The sequence below is a fragment of the Nocardiopsis sp. L17-MgMaSL7 genome (assembly GCF_003182025.1).
Lineage (GTDB): Bacteria > Actinomycetota > Actinomycetes > Streptosporangiales > Streptosporangiaceae > Nocardiopsis > Nocardiopsis prasina.
In genome coordinates this window covers 317121-334656 of sequence record NZ_QGTF01000005.1, presented here as the reverse complement: position 1 = coordinate 334656, position 17536 = coordinate 317121, and the positions used below count along the sequence as shown (strand labels likewise).

Sequence of the window (17536 nt, the reverse complement as noted above, 5' to 3'; positions counted from 1 at the left end):
GGTCAGCGTCCGGCGGGGGTGGTCTCCCTGGCGGCGAGGAACTCCGGGCGGGCCCGGCTGGCGCTGAACGGCTTCGTGCACGCGTTGTCCACGCTGTTGAACACGACGAACACGTTGGAGCGCGGGTAGGGCGTGATGTTGCCGCCCGACCCGTGCATGCAGTTGGAGTCGAACACGGTGACGTCGCCCGCCGAGCCGGTGAGCACGTCGATGCCGTGCCGGTCGGCCAGCAGGTTGAGTGACGCCTGGTCGGGTGTGCCCACGTGCTGGCTCCTGAGCGAGGAGCGGTGGTGGTCGTCCGGGGTCCGGCCCACGCAGGAGACGAAGGTCCGGTGGGACCCGGGCATGATCATCAGGGCGCCGTTGTGCGTGTAGTTGTCGGTGAGCGCCACGGAGAAGCTGACCGCGCGCATCCGGGGCATGCCGTCCTCCGCGTGCCACGTCTCGAAGTCGGAGTGCCAGTAGAACGAGCCGCCGCCGAAGCCGGGCTTGTAGTTGACGCGACTCTGGTGCACGTACACGTCCGAGCCGAGAATCTGTCGGGCGCGGTCGACGAGACGGGGGTCGTTCACGAGGTCGTGGAAGACCCGGCTCACCTTGTGCACCTCGAACACCGAGCGCACTTGGTCGGAGGTCGGTTCGACGACGACGCGCTCGTCGTCCCTCAGGGCGGGGTCGGCGCTGAGGCGTCGCAGTTCGGCGCGGTAGGCCTCGATCTCCACCGGGTTGACGATCGACTCGACCTGCGTGTAGCCGCGGCGGTCGTAGCCGTCGAGTTGTTCGGTCGTGAAGGGGCCGTCGGCCGCACCGGGCCAGACGACGGGGTCCCGGCGGTAGAGCAGCGCGGGCTCGGGTGCCTTACGGGTGGGGTAGTCGTCCGCTGTCGGAAGTTCCATTTGCAGAGTCATGGCGCTCCCCTCGGCGGGGGTGCTCCTCTCGGCTTGGGTTCCTCGTACGACATGTGAACCTAACAAACCCGGATTTCACGAAGGGGGTGGACTCCTTCTCGTCGTGTTTACACGTTCATTATCTGGGTATTACTCGTCTACTATATGGGCGAAAAACGGGAAGCCGAGGATTTCGCTTTCGGGCTCCGAATCGCCGGTTCGTTCCTACTTGGGTGTTCACCTGCGCCATCCCCCGCCTGGGCCGCGCGTCGCCGAGTTTCCCTCACGGAGCGACATCATTGCAGCTCATCGCCTTGCGTGATGAATCGCCCAACCCTTTGTGTGTCGGGCGAGCCGAGATCGTGTGATCTATTTCACGATCATTTGACGCAGGGCTCGGTGCAACGTAACACGGCCGCGCTCCGGTCGTTATTCCCAAGTGACCTCCGATTCACCCGGAATTCTCGCGAGGGGGCTGGCGTGCGGGCTTTCGTTACTCCACAGTAGTGGGGTCCGGATTTCCTCGACCCGCTCAAGAGGAGAAACACAGTGCCCCCCTTCCCCCGTGTGCTCGCACGCACCGCCGCGACCGTCTCGGCCGCCGCCGTGGCCATGGTCCTGGTCTGGGCCGCACCCGCCGCCGCCGACACCCTGCCCCCGAACATCCCCAGCGACTCCGCGGCCCAGACCCAGCTCAACTCGCTCACCGTCGCCCCCAAGGGCCCGCAGTCCGGCTACGACCGAAGCCTCTTCCCGCACTGGAACGTGGTCGACAGCCCCTGCACCGCCCGCCAGGTCGTGCTCAAGCGCGACGGACAGGACGTCGTCACCGACTCCAACTGCCAGCCCACCGCGGGCAGCTGGTGGAGCGCCTTCGACGACGAGTGGGTGAACGACGTCCCCGGCGACATCAGCGTCGACCACCTGGTCCCGCTCAGCGAGGCCTGGAAGACCGGCGCCGCCGACTGGTCCACGAGCCAGCGCACCGACTTCGCCAACGACGTCACCAGCTCCCAGCTGTGGCTGGCCACCCCCTCCAGCAACAGCGCCAAGGGCGACAAGGACCCCTCGGAGTGGATGCCCACCAACACGGCCGTCCACTGCGACTACGTGAAGTCCTGGATCAACGTGAAGCACGTCTACGACCTCACGATCACCTCGACCGAGGAGTCCACCCTCCAGAGCACCCTCGACACCGCCTGCTAACGGCGACGTCGGCTGACCTCCGCGGACACGACGGAGAGTGACGCGGCCCGGCACCCGTGAGGGGCCGGGCCGCGTCCGCGCTCCCGCCCGCGCAGCGCCTCCGGTTTCTGGCACACCGACGCCTCCGCTTCTCACCCCCCGGCCTCATGCAGCACTATGGGTGATGGCTAAGGGCGGAACTCGTCAGCGCCGTCACGAGGAAGGGCTAGCAGATGACCGGTACCAGGGGCACCCGGGGCGCGACCCGTCTCGCGGTTCGCTACTTCGACGACCGAGTGCTCTTCAGCGACAACGAGGCCTGGGCCTACTTCCGGCTCCCCACGGTGTCCTACGAGTTCACGACTCCCGAGGAGCGCCAGGCGCTGGCCACCAACATCACCATCGCCCTCGCCGCCATCCGCATGAACGACGCCGAGGTGCACCTGCGCGTCGCCCACCGCACCTACCCGGCCGCCCAGTGGGCCACCAGACTGGACGAGACCGCCGACGCCGGGCCCGGCTGGTACGACTACCTCGAAGAGATGTACCGGCACGTGTGGGCCAAGGACTTCTGGACCAAGGAGGTCTACCTCGGCGTGCGCCTGGGGCTGCGCAACGCCGGCGCGGGCCTGGGGCTGTTCTCCCAGCTCTTCGGCGCCTACCAGCGCACCGAGCAGGTCCTGGGGATCAACGACGACGCGATCGACGACAAGGAGATCGCGCGCTGGACCGACCAGTCCGAGCGCCTCGGCCGCGCCCTGGCCGCCAGCTCCCTGCACGCCCGGCACGCCACCTCCGACGAGATCGCCTGGCTCATCCGGCACGCCGTGAGCGGCACCGCCGAGGAGATCCACCCCTCGGCCACGGGCCGCCGCACCTGGGGCCGGGGCGAGATCGAGCAGCTCGTGGACGGGGTCATCCACAACGGCCGCTCCACGCTCCGCCTCGAACAGCCCGCGGGCTCCACCCACGTGGCGTTCCTGTCGTTCGCGCGCTTCCCGGACCTCATGCCCTTCCCCGACGGCGAACCCTGGCTGCACCACGCGGACGCGCTGCCGTTCCCCGTGGAGATCTCCCTGCGGATGAAGCTCATCCCGCCCGCGAAGGCCTCCAAGGACGTCGGCCGCAAGCTCGCGCACGCCCGCGACATGGACGCCCACATCCGCGAGGCCGGGGTGGAGGCGCCCATCGCGCTGGCCGAGCAGATCGACGCCGCCCGCATGCTGGAGCACGGCATCACCAAGGAGCGCCTGCCGTTCGTCTACGGGTGGCACCGGCTCATGGTGTCCGCGCCCACCGAACGCCTCCTGGGCCAGCACGTCGAGGCCGTGGTGGAGCACTACCGCGACATCGGCATCGACGTCATCAACTCCACCGGCGACCAGTTCTCCCTCTTCAACGAGTCGCTGCCCGGCGACCGCATCCGCCTCAACGCCTACGCCCAGCGCCAGCCGCTGCGCACCATCGCGGGCGGCATGCCCACCGCGACCGTGGACGTCGGCGACCGCACGGACCACCACGGCGGCGGCTGGGTCGGCCCGTACGTGGGGGAGACCATCGGCCGGGCCCGGTCCATCGTGCACTTCGACCCCATGGTCGCCGCGGCCCGCAACCGCCCCACCGCCATCGCCATCACCGGTGAGCCCGGCGGCGGCAAGACCACCCTCGCGCTGCTGATGATCTACCAGCTGGCCCTGCGCGGGGTCACCGTGGCCGCCATCGACCCCAAGGGCGACGCCGAGTCCCTCGTGGAGCTGCTCAAGCACCGGGGTCGCAAGGCCCGCGTCATGTCGCTCGGATCGGCCCAGCCCGGCCTGCTCGACCCCTTCGCCTTCGGGGACGACCTCGCCGCGAAGAAGACCATGGCCACCGAGACGCTGCGGCTCCTGCTGCCCCGCATGAGCGAGGAGCGCGAGTCGGCCATGATCCAGGCGGTCGCCACCGTCGCCAACCAGCCTCAGCCGTCCCTGGCCAAGGTGGTCGACCACCTCGTCTCCGCCGAGGACGCCGCCTCGCGCAACCTGGGCGCCGTCCTGGGCTCCATGGCGGAGATGCGGCTGGCGTCGCTGTGCTTCGACCCCCAGGGGGAGGCGCGCATCGACACCGAGGGGTGGACCACCGTGTTCACCCTGGGCGGTCTCACCCTGCCCGACTCCGGGGTCAACCGCGACGACTACTCCTACGAACAGCGCCTGTCCGTCGCGCTCCTCTACCTGGTGTCCCAGTTCGCCCGGCGCCTGATGAACGGCCTGGACCGGCGCCTGCCCAAGGCGATCTTCCTCGACGAGGCGTGGGCGGTCACCTCCACCCCCGAGGGGGCCAAGCTCGTCCCCGAGGTCTCCAGGATGGGCCGCTCCCGCAACACCGCGCTCATCCTCGTGTCCCAGAACGCGGGCGACATGCTCAACGAGCAGGTCACCAACTGTCTGTCCTCGGTGTTCGCCTTCCGTTCCAGCGAGGCGCACGAGGTCGCCGACGTCATGGCGCTGCTCGGGGTGGACGTCAACGAGGACCACATGGCGGTGCTGCGCAACCTCGGCAACGGTGAGTGCCTCTTCCGCGACCTCGACGGCCGCTCCGGGCGGATCGGCGTCGACCTGGTCTCCGAGGGGCTGCTGCGCTGGCTGGACACCAACCCCACCCGCGAGCGGCCCGCCGGGGACCCGCTGGTGTCCGCTAACGGCCGCGAGCAGTAACGCGCGGTTCCGGAGCAGGTCAGCGGCGGCGTCCGCGGCCACGGGCGGACATCGGATGACAAAGGGTGCGGGGAAGTCGGGTTCGGGCATGACGAGGATGGGGATCAAGGAGATTACCCCCGGCCCTCCGATCCCGGCCCGCTGAACCCCGCCTCCCCGCACCCCCCGACCGACACTCACGAGGGACCGCCCATGAGTGAGGACGTCATCCGGCCGCGCCCCGTCGTCGACACCACCCTGCCCGAGGAACTTCGTGAGGACCTCCTCCGGGAGGCCGTCGCCCCGGAGTCGAGACACGCGCGCGACGACGGGCAGGCCGCCAGCCGGGCCCTGCGCCTGCGTGAGGGCGGGGTGCAACTGCTGGGGGTCGGCTTCACCCTCGTCCTGGCCCTGCTCACCGCCGGGTGGTACCTCGGCATGGTGATCGTCAGCATCGGCCTGATCGCCTACGTGGGCGCGCTGGCCGTGCGCAAGGAGGCCGACCCGCTGGTGCGGGCCGTCGGCGGCGCGATCGGCGCGGGCGCCTTCGCGGCCGCGCCCCTGTGGTTGTTCGACCTGCTCCCGCAGGACCCGCCGGGCGGCGTCCCGTGGCTGCTGTTCGGTCTCCTGGTGGGCCTGGTCACCGCCGACACGCTCACGGCCCAGGTACCGGAAACCCCCGAGGAGCACCACCGGGACCGCGTCCTGTTACCGGACGACATCAGCGCGGCCGACCACGGCCTCCTCGTGGCGGTCCAGCAGACCATAGACAGGGTCACCGACGCCCGCGTGGAACTGGGCTCCTCCGACACCCTGGACACCGCGCGGGGCCTCTCGGTCCTGCGGGAACAGGAGTGGCGGATCGCGTCCCTGCTGGCTCGCCAGCGCGAACTGCGGCGGGGCTACGTCCGGCGCTGGCAGCAGGCGTCCTCACCCCGGGTGCGGGAGGTCCTGCGCCCCCAGCGGGAACACCTCACCGCGGTGGAGGGGCACATCCGCGCCAGGGTCGACCAGATCGTCGAGTACGGGCGCCTGGTGGACGAGTCGGTCCTGGCCCACCGGGAGTGGGAACAGTGCCAGGAGGCCCTGGCCGCCACGGACGACTACGCGGATCTGCGGGCCGAGGCCTCCCTGATGTCCCTCCCGTCGCCGGAGGTGGCCGACCTCGCCGACACCGCCGAGGTGGCGCGCCGGGTGCGCGACGACAGCGTCGCCAGGGTCCACGCCGCCACCACCGGCCTCGCTGAACTCCCCGAGCACTAGCCGAGGCCGAAGTAGGCCCGCGACCTGGCCGGGACGAGCAGCAGCCCACCGATCGTCAGGGTGTAGATCAGCATCAACGCGTAGATGACCATCAGTTCGGGCGTGTAGATGAACACCGTGAACATGCTCATCGCCAGCGTCACCGCGCCGATCCCCTGCACGACCACCACCAGACCGAACACCAGGCGTGACCTCGTGAGGAGACCGAAGGCGGCGAAGGCCGACAGCACGCCCCACACCGCGAGGTACACCACGGTGCCCCAGCCCGTGGCGGCGTCATCGTCCCCCACCCGCCCCAGGTTCACCGCCGTGAGCACGAACAACACCAGGGCGTTGAGCGCCAGCATGGCCATGACGGTGAGGACGGCGGTGGGCTTCTCCCGGCTGTTCCCCCCGGCAGGGCGGGCGCCGGTGTGCCCGGTGCCCGGTACGAACCGGGCGCTCGCGTCCTGCGCGGGCGCGGCGGCCGTCGATCCCGGATACCCCACCATCGGGGGCCCGACAGGGTGCGGCCGAGGTCCGGAGGAGGCACCGTTCGCCGGTCGTACCGGGTTCGGGGTGGGACGGCCCCCACCGGCCGTCCCGCTCCGCGGGTACGCGGCCTGGGTACCACCGGTGGGACGGAACGAGGGCCGTGCCCCCGAGGCCTCCGGGCCCGGCGACGGACCCCGGTGCGTCTCCACGAGCCCCTGCGTCGCGTGACGCTCCCGCTCCAACAGTTCCAGGGCCTCCCGCGGGCTCGGCCGTGCCGCGGCGTCCCGGGTGAGCAGAGCCGCTATGAGGGCGAGCAGGGCCAGGCTCCTCGGGGAGTTCGCGGCCTCGTTCCTCGACGGCCTCGGCACCGGGGCGGTCATCACCGCGCTGATCATCCCCGTGATGCTGTCCCGCCTGAACGGTGAACGCCCTTCCATGAGGCAGTACAGGGTCACCCCGAGGCTCCACAGGTCCGAGGCCGGCAGGGCCCGTTCGCCCTCGAACCGTTCCGGGGCCATGTACTCGGGAGAGCCGATGAACACACCGGTCTGGGTGAGTGCCGTGCCGCCGTCCACGTTCGCGATCCCGAAGTCCGTGAGGACCGTCCGGTCGTCCGCGGTGAACATGATGTTGGCGGGCTTGACGTCCCGGTGGGTGACCCCCGCCGCGTGCGCCGCCGCCAACCCGCCCAGAAGTGAGCGGGCGGCCTGTTCGACCCGCTCGACCGGCATCGGCCCGCCGGCGTCGATGTGGTGCTGCAACGAGGTCCCGCTCAGCAGCTCCATCACGATCCACGGGCTGGCGTCGTGCTCCAGCACGTCGTGGATGGTCACCACCGCCGTGTGGCTGATGCGCGCGGTCGCCTGGGCCTCCCGGAGCGTGCGGGCGTGCGCCTCGGCCCTGTCCTCGGCGGACATCCCCTGGGGGAGGAGGACCTCCTTGACCGCCACGTCCCTTTGCAGGGCGGGGTCCCAGGCGTGCCAGACCGTGCCCATGCCGCCCGCGCCCAACCTCTCGCGCAACTCGTAGCGGCCGATGGAGGTACGCCCGGGGGTCGGCATGGGGGTGCTTCCCTTCTGGCGGTGTGGGGGAACCGTTCCGCCGTGCGGAAAGGGGACGCCGTGGGTACGAACCGGACCTGCGGGGGGCCGATCGATGAGGATGGTCCGGCGAACTCCAAGAGTAAGCCTGCCCACAACCCCTCGTACCAGAGCCGGAGAAGGTGACCGATAGCGGTCAAAGCCCACTGCGACCCTCGGAGAAACGGCACCGAGTCCGCAGGCGGGGACGGAGAGGAACGCCTTTAGTGCCGAGAGTCACAAACCGTCCGGGCGCTTTCCCGCGCGGGTCGGTTTCCGGGGATCTCCACAGAGGACCTCGCTCCGATTCCGGGAGAAGTTCCGGGAGCCCGGGGGGGGGCTTGGTCGGACCTGATCGGACCTGGTTGGGCCTGGTGGGACTGGTGGGACCCGGTGTGGCCCGGTGGGTGCCAGACGGGTCTGGTGGAGGAGGGTTCGTCGGTGTGAGGTGGCTGTTCCCGTGGCCCCGCCACGTCACTCCCAGGTGGCCGTCTCAGGGTCGACGCCGTGCGTGCGGGCGTTGGCGTCGATGGCGTCGCGCAGCCACACGGACAGGCCGGGTTCGATGGCCTCGTAGTTGGACCGGAACCCGGGGTCGTCCACGTTCGTGCGGCCGAGGATCACGTGCATGGAGTGGGTGCAGTCGAAGTACTCACTCATGGCCTCCCGGTGCCGTTCGGCCAGGGCGTCGGCCCTTCGGCTCCCCGGCTCGACACCCTCCCGCACCGCCTGGGCCAGGTCCGCGTGCAGGGCCTCGACCCCCGCCGCGATCCGTCGCCAGTCCTCGGCCGTGCGGTCGGCCGCGCGCTCGGCGAACTCCGCCCACTGGGCGGTGTCACCCCACTGCTCGCGGGCCTGCGCGGCCCAGGAGGGCCGCCAGGTGTCACCGAAGATCTCGACCTGCTCCTCTGGCGGAAGCAGGACGCCCTCCCGTCTGGCCTCGGCGAGGCGGTCCAGGGCGTCGGCCATGCGCTCCAGCCTGCGGATGCGTGCGCGCAGCTGGTCGCGTTGGTTGATCAGGGAGTCGGCGGCCTCGTCGGCGTCCGCCTCCAGGAGCTTCGCGGTCTCCTCAAGCGAGACGCCGAGCTCGCGGTAGACCAGCACCCTCTGGATGCGGGCGACGTCCGAGGCGGTGTAGAGCCGGTAACCGGCGGCGGAACGCTCGCTCGGACCGGCCAGACCGATCTCGTCCCAGTGGTGCAGGGTCCTGACGGTGACCCCGACGAACGCGGCCACCGCGCCGACCGTCCTCGCGCCGTAGTTCATTGATCCACGCTATCCACAGACCGAAGCAGGCCCCTGAGGACCCGTCGGGCCGGGTTCCTGGTTCCGGAAGGCTGGGAACCAGGAACCCGGAACCCGGCTCTCGGTCCTTGGTCCTAGTTCTCGCGGCTCCGGACCTCGGGGCCCTCGATCCCGTTCTCCCGCAGGTACCGGGCGGTCTCCGGGTCCTGGGGGTCGTACGGGCGGGCCGCGGTCATGATCACCCGGGCGTTCTCAGGGGTGCGGACCTCGACCTCCACCGAGTTCCACGGCATCCGCCGAGGACCGGTGGTGGACCCGGGCAGCCGCTCCTCGCAGGCCGCCACGATGTCGTCGATCTGGTTCAGCACGCAGGAGAAGCTCACGCTCGTCGAGGGAGTCTGCTCGGGGCGCTCACCCGGTACGAGCAGGACGTCCTGGAACGCCCAGCGCCGCAGGTGGACGATCTGGCCGGGGACGGAGAAGAGGTCGAAGAACCCGAGGCCGCTGATCCAGAACTCCTTGGAGGCCTCGAGGTCGTGCGTGGGCACGGTCACGAACATCGGCATCCCGTAGATGCCCCGGAACAGTTCCGGGGGTGCCGTGTCGGGGCCGGGCTGGGGTACGGGGCTGACGCTGAACGCGTGGAAGGTTTCGCTCATGAGGCTGATCGTGGAGCCTCACGCCGCGTGAGGGTCAAGCCGCTGGGGCTCGGGGGCAGGAAGGGCTCGTGGACCGCGCTCCGTTTCGGTCCTCCTCCAATAGGGACTGCGGGTTCCGCGTAAGACCGGGCTGGTACCGGGTCTCAGTCCGCTTGGTTGTCGTATGTCCACTTTTGGCTGCGAAAGGTTCTGTGACGCCCCTCATAGTCCACATCTGGTGAGGAAATTGTGGCCTTGAGGATTTTGGGTGTTACGGCCGCCCCGAGAAGCCCGCTACCTGCACAAATGAGGGGAACACCCGCATTTGGCCATGAGTCTCCGGCCCGTTCGGGGACGACGACCGAAAAACCGGTCGCGTTGCAGCCATCTCCCAACCCCGTGATGACGCACCATAGAGGATGGGGTAAAGACATGCGGGGGCCTTGTGTCCGTGTGCGGTCGCGCGCCAGGTGGTGTCGCGGCGGGCGTGCGGTCGGGAGGCCCTGGTGTCTGCCAACGATTTCCCCGCACGAACCACGACGCAGGAGCTCAGCAGATGACTCATCAGCACGTCCACCGGCGGGGTTGGCGACGCATCCTGATGACGTTCCTGATGTTGTGTGGACTCATCCTCATCCCGCTGAGCTCCGCGCAGGCGAACCCGATGTGTCCCGGCAACCCGGCACCGCTCCCGGAGTCCGCGGGCAGTGGTTCGGACGGGCTCCTGGTGCCGCCGCAGTCCCAGTCGGCGATCGAGGGTGCGCCTGACTCGATGCCACCCGATGCCAGCATGTACGGCCAGTACGGAACTGCCGGACAACAGTGGCACATGATCACAGAGTCCTGTGTGGACAAGATGGGGCTGGGCGCTCAGGCCACCATCGCGAATTCCGCCTGGGACCTGTCGAAGACCATCAACCAGTCGACCATCACTGTCTATCAGGCCGCGACTTCAGACGGCCTCCTGGCCAGCTTCACTGAAGCAGTCGAAAGCGTGATTGTCGCGCTGCGAGAGGGTATTTGGCGGCCTCTTATCCCGACGATGGTCATCTTGGGAGCGATCTGGCTGGGCTGGTATGGACTCATCCGTAAGAGGATGACTCTAACGCTCGAGTCTTCGGTTTGGATGATTGCCGCCACGGCGATCGGTATGTGGATTCTTGTGAACCCTGCTCAAGTAATGGGCATGGGCAGTGCCCTCGTCAATTCCGGTACCCAGCTGGTCACCAGTGCTGTTGGGCAGGTTCCCTACGGCGGGGGATCGGGGGCGTGTCCTGCTGGCGCTGAACCCCCCGAGCGTGCCAGTTGGGAATCCGAGGCTGATTTCCAGGTTCGCCGGAACGCCGACATGCTTTGGTCGAGCCTGGTTTGCCAGCCTTGGGTGGCTGGGCAGTTTGGTAGTTCGAGTCTGGCTGAAGACGCCTCGATCGACCATTCGATGGATCTGATTTCGGCCCAAGGTATCAGCCGAATCGAGCAACAGCAGATCTCTGATGGGGAACTCGACCCCAGTGCGCTCGCCGCTGAGAAGCAAGAGTCCTATGAGGCGATTGCGGCAGACGTTGAATCCACGTACCCAAGCGTGTATCCGCTCTTTGCGGGGGATGATCAGGGTAGTCGCTTGGGTGTGGCGACCCTGGCTCTCTTTGCATCTATTTTTGCGGGGGGTTTGATCCTTGCCGCCGCAGTGGCGCTCATCGTTCTGAAGATCGCTTTTATTCTGCTTTTCATGCTCGCCCCGGTGTTCCTGCTGATCGGTATCCACCCTGGTTACGGGCGGATGGTTTTGCTGCGTTGGGTCGAGCTGATGGTCGGGTTCCTGCTTAAACAGATTTTCATCGTCCTTTTGATGGCTCTACTTGTCATGAGCTATGGAATCGTGATGTCCACCAGTCTTGGGTGGGGGTTGCAGATGATTCTGCTTGCCCTGTTCACTGTGGCAATCTTCATCTACCGCAAGACGTTCGCCTACCTCTTCGCCTCGGTCAACGCGAACACGTTCACCTCGCGCATCGTGACCGACGCGGCTCGTAGCCAGGCACTGGACAAGAGCGCGATGGTTCTTCCTCCGGTCGCCTACCTCAAGACGCAGAACTGGGGTCGCCGTCGCGGGGCCATGATCGCCGGTGCGGCCGCAGGGGTTCCCGCTGGCGGAGGCGCTTCCGCAGGCGCCACCGAAACCGCGGAAGAGGTTCCGGAGAGCGGTGGCAGCACCCGTGCCGAGGGCGCCCGTGTCCGAGGGACTGCGGGCTACGGACGGGTCCGAGGAAACGACAACGCTCCGCCGCTCAACGTCAGTCGGAGCGGTGGGCCCGGTTCGCAGCGCCCCACCACCGGTGCTCGGAACGGCGACCAGGCGCCGAGTCTTTCTGGGAACGGCGGCACGGGTACCGGCGGTGGTGCAGCCAGCAGCGGACCCATTCCGCCCCGGCCTGCTGGCGGCTACACCGGCACTGGCGACAGTGGATGGGCGGGCGTCTTCGGTACCGGCGGTGGAGGTAACGGCCCGAACCGCAACGACGGCGCCGGCTCCGGCACACGCTCCGGTGGCGGCGTGTTCGGTGGCGGAACGAGCAACTCCCGAGCGGCGAGCGCTGATCGCGCCGAGCCCAGCACGGGGCGCGGCATCTTCAACGGCCGCGAGGACACCCCGGCACACGGAAACCTCGGCCGGGGTTCGCGCTGGGGCGGTCCGAAGGAGAAGCGTGAGCGGCCCGCTCCGCAGCGCCCCGCACGACCGGCCCCCGCTGATCGCGGAAGGCGCGACGGCGGTGAGGGCGGCTGGCTGACCGGGTCCGGCAAGAGCAAGGACAACGCTCCCATCACCCCCTTCTGGGGGGAGGGCGGCTCCTCCAGCACACGGGACCGTAAGCGAGACGTCCCCTTCTGGCTGAACGACGACTAGTGACCCGGTCACTGAGCAGACGACAAGGCAACCGACCACCATGCCCAACCCTCTCCCCGAACGCACCCAGCGACTGGTCGTCATCGGCCTGATCGCCACTCTGGCCGGGTTCGGGATCTACTTCAGCCTCGGCGGGTTCGGAGGCGACCAGACGGAGGACCCCGCTGGTCCACCGCGTGAACCCGGGACCGCCCAGGGGGAGGCCGAGCCACCCTCCTCCAATTCGGGAGGCCTGGCCACCGTCCCGCCCAGTCCGATTCCGACCACCGCAGCAGAGGACCTGGAGGTCCTTGCCTGGCTTCCGTTCGCCGAAGAGGAGCTCCAGGCGGCGGGGGCGACCGCGCAGGCCTTCGCCGAGGCCTACGGAACCATCGACTACTCACAGGACCCCGAGACCTACTACGCGTCCATGGAGGCGCTGGCGACCGACGAGTACGCGGAGGTGCTCTCCGACGCGAACCGGGTGGGCGCCTTCTGGGCTGAGATGAGCGAGGCCGAGGCGGTCGCGGAGGGACGCGCGGAGGTTCAGGAGATCCGCACCTTCGGCACTGACTCGGTCACCTTCGTGGTCACCACGCAGTCCATCACCGAGACCGGTGACTCCGAGTTCGACGAGGACCTCGGCGACTTCGCCGTCACCGTGGTTCGCGACGGCGGAACCTGGGCGGTCTTCGACTTCCAGCCAGCCGACGCCGGACAGTTCGGGGAGGAGTGACCGCTTGATCTCCGCTTTTCGCACCGCCGCCCCCAACGGACGGACGGGTTCCTGCCTGACCAGGGTCGCCGTACTGGCCGCCATCGGTGTGGCAGGTCTGGTGTTCCTGACGCTCATGGTGATTCCAGCCCTCACCAACAACACCCAGGTGGCCTCCTGGTTGGCTTCGGGAGTGGTCTGCGCACCCAACGCCGACGCAGACCAGCCCGACAGCAGTGCCTACGCCATGGACACCATCCCGGAGAACTACCTGGAGCTGTACCAGGAGGCGGGGGAGGACCGGGGGGTTCCGTGGAACATCCTCGCGGGCATCGGGCAGGTGGAGTCCCATCACGGACGTTGGGAGGGGCCGGGGATCACCGAGGGCCACAACGACTGGGGAGCCTCCGGGCCCATGCAGTTCGGGTCGCTGGACGGTTCCGCGGCGGGGAACAGTTGGGGCGGCGAGCCGATCCAGCCGGTCGAGGAGCGGCCGGAGGTGGGCTACGGAGTGGACGGCAACGACGACGGGGTCGTCAATGTCTACGACCCCGCCGACGCCATTCCCGCAGCCGCCGACTACCTCCTGGCGCACGGCCTGGAGGACGACGTTCGCCAGGCGATCTTCGGTTACAACCATGCCTGGTGGTACGTGGATGATGTGATGGAGTGGGCGGAACGGTATGCCGACGGCGACTTCAACACCTCGGACTCCATTCGGACCGCGGTTCTCTGTGAGCTGGACGAGGACGGAGTGCCGATCGGACGGGCACCCGACGACCTGACCCAGGCGGTTGTGGACTGGGCGCTTGACCAGCGTGGAAAGCCATACATCTGGGGAGGGACCGGGCCGGACGGATACGACTGTTCCGGTCTGACGATGAAGGCCTACGAGAGCATCGGTGTGACGGTTCCACGTGTTTCCCAGGACCAGTGGAACTTCGGACCGAAGATTCCCCCGGGTGAGGAACAACCCGGTGACCTGGTCTTCTTTGACGTGACCCGAGCCGGAGAACCGCCTGGGCCCGGCCACATGGCAATGGTGATCGGGGACGGCCTGATGGTCGAGGCCTGGTGCACCAACTGTGGACCGATCGCGGTGCGCGAGTACGATGACCCCAATCGTGCGGACATCGTGGGGTTCACCCGTCCGCTTGAGCACCCCGAAGTGAAGGCTCAGCTGGAGGCGCAGGCGTAATCGTGGTGGAGACCGAGGAAACGGATTCGAAGCGCGGGAAGCCAGCGAAGAAGGGCCTACACGGCTGGAGGGCGACGCTCACGGTCTTCGGATGCGGCACGCTCGCGGCCTTCGGTGTGTTCGGTGTGGTCGTCGGAGTTCTGAGTCTGCTCGTCAGTTCCGTTTCTTCCGGAATTTCAGGAGACACTCCTGAGGCCCCGGTCGCTGTTGAACAGCGGGGGAATCCTCGAGCTGAACTGGATCCGGGCGGGCTCGAGGTCTGCGGTGACTACATGGCTCTGCCCAGCATGAGGGATATCCATGTAGAAGAGACGATCTCCATTGTTCATTCGGATCCTGCCGAGGACGCGGGTTTCGAGCAGGATTCTCAGCGCTTGGTTTCGGGTGAGTGCAGTTTCACTGTACGGCCACAGTTCGGCACGACTGCGCTCTGGTACTTCGATTTTGACTTCGAAGCTGTTGTTCATGATCCAAACGAGAACAAGGATCAGCTTGCTTCAGGGATCTTTGAAAAAGCTCTCGAAACTGTCCCGGAAGAATTCTCCCAGATTGAGTCTCAGTCCACCCCTAACTGGGCAGACGCCGCGCAGTCCTACTTTGGCGAGAACTCCAGCGGAGTTTCCCAGTACCTGGTTGTGGCGCGGACCCGAAGCGCGGTATACACGATCACTTTCTCAGGGGACCCTGAGGGAATCGAAAGCGGTCGGGTGCCAGATTTTGACTTTGAAAGGCAGGCCGATGCCCTTGGGTCGCGGTTGCATGACAGGTTCTTCAGTCTCATTCCGGAGTAGATTCCCGAAGAGGATTTCTCGGCTTCCCAGAGGGATGCCCTAGGCCACGCCTGCCATGAAGTGGTGGCGGCACAGGGTCGTGTACGACTCGTTCCCGCCGATGTGGACCTGCTCGCCCTCGTAGATCATGACTCCGTCGACCACACGGGCGTTGTGCGTGGCGCGGTTCCCGCACCAGCAGCGCGCATAGACCGGCAGGATCTCTATCTTGTCCGCGAGTTCCACCAGACGCTTCGACCCCGGGAACAGGGCGCCCTGGAAGTCGGTCAGGATGCCGTAGCAGTACACATCGATGCCCATGCCGTCCACGACGCCCGCCAGCTGCCCCACCTGCTTGAACGACAGGAACTGGGCCTCGTCGCAGATGACGTAGGACGCCTTGCGCTCGGCGACGTCGTCGTACAGGTCCAGGGAGTCGCCGACCTCGACGGCCGGTGAGGTCAGGCCCAGCCGGGAGGAGATGATCCCCGAACCCGCGCGGTCCTGTTTCGTGTACAGGACGCCCTCACCCCCGCGGGAGTGGTGCTCCTGGAGCGCCATGGTGCTCTTGCCCGAGTTCATCGAACCGGTGAAGTACTTCAGCTCCGCCATGTCTCTTCCTCGGTCGCGGGCGCTGCTTGGGGGAGGCCCGGACTGCCGCCGAGGCCAGCAGCGAAGATACCAGCGGGGAGCAGGGGCCGTTCACACCCGTCCGGGCTCCTCCTGCCCGTGATCGCGGTTTCGGTGTGGGGTTCACGGGCTGTTGCGGGGCTTGTGCGGTCCGGCTTGGGGCCGGTCCGAAACCGGCTGACTCTGCTTGTGGGAAGTAGCACGCGCGGGTGCGCGTCCGCGGTTATGGGTTCGTGACGACGCGGGAGGCGGGGGAGCGTACCGTCTTGGGGTGCGCGGTTCCCTTGTGGGCCCGATCGGTCACCTCCGGCGCTCCCTGGTTGTGGTGGTTCGGGAATCCGCGCCAAGTATGGACGCGCTTGGAAGCGTCCGAAACGGCTTCGATATATTTGGGTGCGCCTGGTACTCATTCAAGGTGCCGGTGTGAGGGGGAAAGTGACGTTGCGGCGGGATCAGGTCACCCAGTTCGTGGAAAGCCGTGGGTTCTCCAACGCCATGCTTGCCGTGATTCTGGTCAATGCCGTCATATTGGGTTGGGCAACCTATGGGGGTTCTGCCCTTCCGTATCTCGAAGGCGTCGAGTGGTTCGTGATCGGCCTGTTCGTGGTCGAGATGTTCCTCAAGTTGTACGCCTGGCGCGGGGGCTTCTGGCGGGACGGCTGGAACTGGTTCGACTTCGCGGTGGTCGTGATCTCGTTGATTCCGGCGGCCGGTCCCTTCGCGGTGCTGCGCATCCTCCGGGTCCTGCGCGTGCTGCGCGTGGTCACCGCGGTCCCGCAGATGCGCCAGATCATAGGCGCGCTCTTCAAGGCCGTCCCTGGCATGGGCACGGTGATCGGGCTGCTGCTCATCGTCGTCTACACGTCCGCGATCCTCGCCCAGCAGATGTTCGGTGAGACCGTCCCGGAGTTCTTCGGGAACCTCGGCACGACCCTGTACACGATGTTCCTGCTCATGACCACGGAGAACTGGCCGGACGTCTCGGACGCGGTGCTGGAGCACCATCCGTCCGCCTGGATCTTCTTCGTCATCTACATCGTGCTCACCGCGTTCATCATCCTGAACCTGGTGATCGGTGTGATCGTCACGTCGATGGAGCAGGAGTTCAGCAAGGGCCGTTGGGCGGAGGACCAGGAACTCGAACTGGTCCAGCACAACGCGGTCATGGACCGCCTGGTCGAGCTGAGCGAACAGGTGCGCCGACTCGAGGACCGGCTCGGGGCAGAGGGTGGCGACGCTCAGGACGGGGACGACGCCACCGCGAAGGTCTCCGTCGGGGACGGCGGGGATCCACCGTCCGGCCAGGAGTCTTCGGGTGGCGGCTCGGGCTGACTCGGCTCCGCTCCCGGTGAAGTCAGGGCGGCGGTTCGTGTTGGCACCCTCGCCCTGAGCGGTGGAGAGCCGGAGCGTCAGGGGAGATCCCGAGGGGGTCCATCCCGATCTCCCTTCGCTCCCTCACCTCCTGAAGCTGTCAGTCGCGAGGGAGGACAAAGGCTCCCTTGCCGTTGACGATGCGAACATAGCCGCGTTCCTCAAGAAAGCCGGTCGTCTTTCGGACGGTCCCTCGTGCCAGGCCGAACTCCTGGACGAGCCCGGTGATGCTCGGGATCTGCCTGTTGGGTGGATAGTCGCCACGTTCGATCCGCGCGATCAGTACGGCGGCCAGCTGTAGCCACACAGGATCTGGGCCTTCGTAGTCCAACTCGCTATCGGCGTTGTAACCAGCGGGAATGCTCGCTTCTGCCATGTACCCGAGGCTGGCATGCAGTGGTCAAGCTAGTTTGTCTGGGGCAGGCTATGGCCAGGCATGGCATGGTCAAGTTATGGTTACATGCACCTGAACGAGAAACCCCGGCGACGTGCTGGAACACGCCCCGGGGCCATGGCCGACCT

General features: G+C 67.5%; 14 protein-coding genes. 8 read left to right on the top strand and 6 right to left on the bottom strand.

Annotation, left to right across the window (positions count from 1 at the left end; all coding sequences use genetic code 11):
• Window positions 1–2: 2 nt before the first annotated feature.
• Window positions 3–908 carry an ectoine hydroxylase gene (gene thpD, locus BDW27_RS11365; RefSeq protein ID WP_193374253.1) on the bottom strand — a complete coding sequence of 302 codons (906 nt, stop codon included), beginning with the start codon at window positions 906–908 and terminating at the stop codon, window positions 3–5.
• A 528-nt stretch (window positions 909–1436) separates the two neighbouring features.
• Here thpD and BDW27_RS11360 point away from each other — a divergent pair.
• The 3 genes from BDW27_RS11360 to BDW27_RS11350 all read left to right on the top strand — a co-directional run bounded on the left by BDW27_RS11360 (window position 1437) and on the right by BDW27_RS11350 (window position 6010).
• Window positions 1437–2093 carry an HNH endonuclease family protein gene (locus BDW27_RS11360; RefSeq protein WP_017545823.1) on the top strand — a complete coding sequence of 219 codons (657 nt, stop codon included), beginning with the start codon at window positions 1437–1439 and terminating at the stop codon, window positions 2091–2093.
• A 212-nt stretch (window positions 2094–2305) separates the two neighbouring features.
• Entirely contained in the window at window positions 2306–4768 is a 2463-nt protein-coding gene (locus tag BDW27_RS11355) for an ATP-binding protein (RefSeq protein WP_017545822.1), read from the top strand.
• 192 nt (window positions 4769–4960) lie between these two features.
• Entirely contained in the window at window positions 4961–6010 is a 1050-nt protein-coding gene (locus BDW27_RS11350) for a hypothetical protein (RefSeq protein WP_110049272.1), read from the top strand.
• Here BDW27_RS11350 and BDW27_RS11345 read toward each other — a convergent pair.
• From BDW27_RS11345 to BDW27_RS11335, 3 genes are all read right to left on the bottom strand, one after another.
• Window positions 6007–7545 carry a serine/threonine-protein kinase gene (locus BDW27_RS11345; protein WP_110049271.1) on the bottom strand — a complete coding sequence of 513 codons (1539 nt, stop codon included), beginning with the start codon at window positions 7543–7545 and terminating at the stop codon, window positions 6007–6009. The two genes, BDW27_RS11350 and BDW27_RS11345, sit on opposite strands and share 4 nt — an antisense overlap.
• A 492-nt stretch (window positions 7546–8037) precedes the next feature.
• The gene (locus BDW27_RS11340; protein ID WP_110049270.1) at window positions 8038–8829 is read right to left on the bottom strand and encodes a MerR family transcriptional regulator; all 792 of its coding nucleotides are present in this window, start codon (window positions 8827–8829) and stop codon (window positions 8038–8040) included.
• Window positions 8830–8942: 113 nt separating this feature from the next.
• Window positions 8943–9467, bottom strand: a complete 525-nt coding sequence (locus BDW27_RS11335) for a glycosyltransferase (RefSeq protein WP_110049269.1) — start codon at window positions 9465–9467, stop codon at window positions 8943–8945.
• 535 nt (window positions 9468–10002) lie between these two features.
• Between BDW27_RS11335 and BDW27_RS11330 the strand changes: the two genes are divergently transcribed.
• From BDW27_RS11330 to BDW27_RS11315, 4 genes are read left to right on the top strand one after another with little or no spacing between them, the layout of a single operon-like run.
• Complete coding sequence (locus BDW27_RS11330; protein ID WP_110049268.1) at window positions 10003–12351, top strand: type IV secretion system protein; 2349 nt, start codon at window positions 10003–10005, stop codon at window positions 12349–12351.
• A 40-nt stretch (window positions 12352–12391) separates the two neighbouring features.
• A complete protein-coding gene (locus BDW27_RS11325) occupies window positions 12392–13066 on the top strand; it encodes a hypothetical protein (RefSeq protein WP_017545818.1) in 675 nt (224 codons plus the stop codon).
• Window positions 13067–13070: 4 nt separating this feature from the next.
• A complete protein-coding gene (locus BDW27_RS11320) occupies window positions 13071–14243 on the top strand; it encodes a bifunctional lytic transglycosylase/C40 family peptidase (protein WP_110049267.1) in 1173 nt (390 codons plus the stop codon).
• 2 nt (window positions 14244–14245) lie between these two features.
• Window positions 14246–15034, top strand: a complete 789-nt coding sequence (locus BDW27_RS11315; protein ID WP_146223257.1) for a hypothetical protein — start codon at window positions 14246–14248, stop codon at window positions 15032–15034.
• A 39-nt stretch (window positions 15035–15073) separates the two neighbouring features.
• Here the strand turns inward: BDW27_RS11315 and BDW27_RS11310 are convergent, their stop codons facing one another.
• Complete coding sequence (locus BDW27_RS11310) at window positions 15074–15625, bottom strand: thymidine kinase (RefSeq protein ID WP_017545815.1); 552 nt, start codon at window positions 15623–15625, stop codon at window positions 15074–15076.
• 513 nt (window positions 15626–16138) lie between these two features.
• Here BDW27_RS11310 and BDW27_RS11305 point away from each other — a divergent pair.
• Window positions 16139–16975 carry an ion transporter gene (locus tag BDW27_RS11305; RefSeq protein ID WP_110049325.1) on the top strand — a complete coding sequence of 279 codons (837 nt, stop codon included), beginning with the start codon at window positions 16139–16141 and terminating at the stop codon, window positions 16973–16975.
• A gap of 139 nt (window positions 16976–17114) precedes the next feature.
• Here BDW27_RS11305 and BDW27_RS11300 read toward each other — a convergent pair whose 3' ends face one another.
• The gene (locus BDW27_RS11300; RefSeq protein ID WP_026129477.1) at window positions 17115–17390 is read right to left on the bottom strand and encodes a GntR family transcriptional regulator; all 276 of its coding nucleotides are present in this window, start codon (window positions 17388–17390) and stop codon (window positions 17115–17117) included.
• Window positions 17391–17536: the final 146 nt, after the last annotated feature.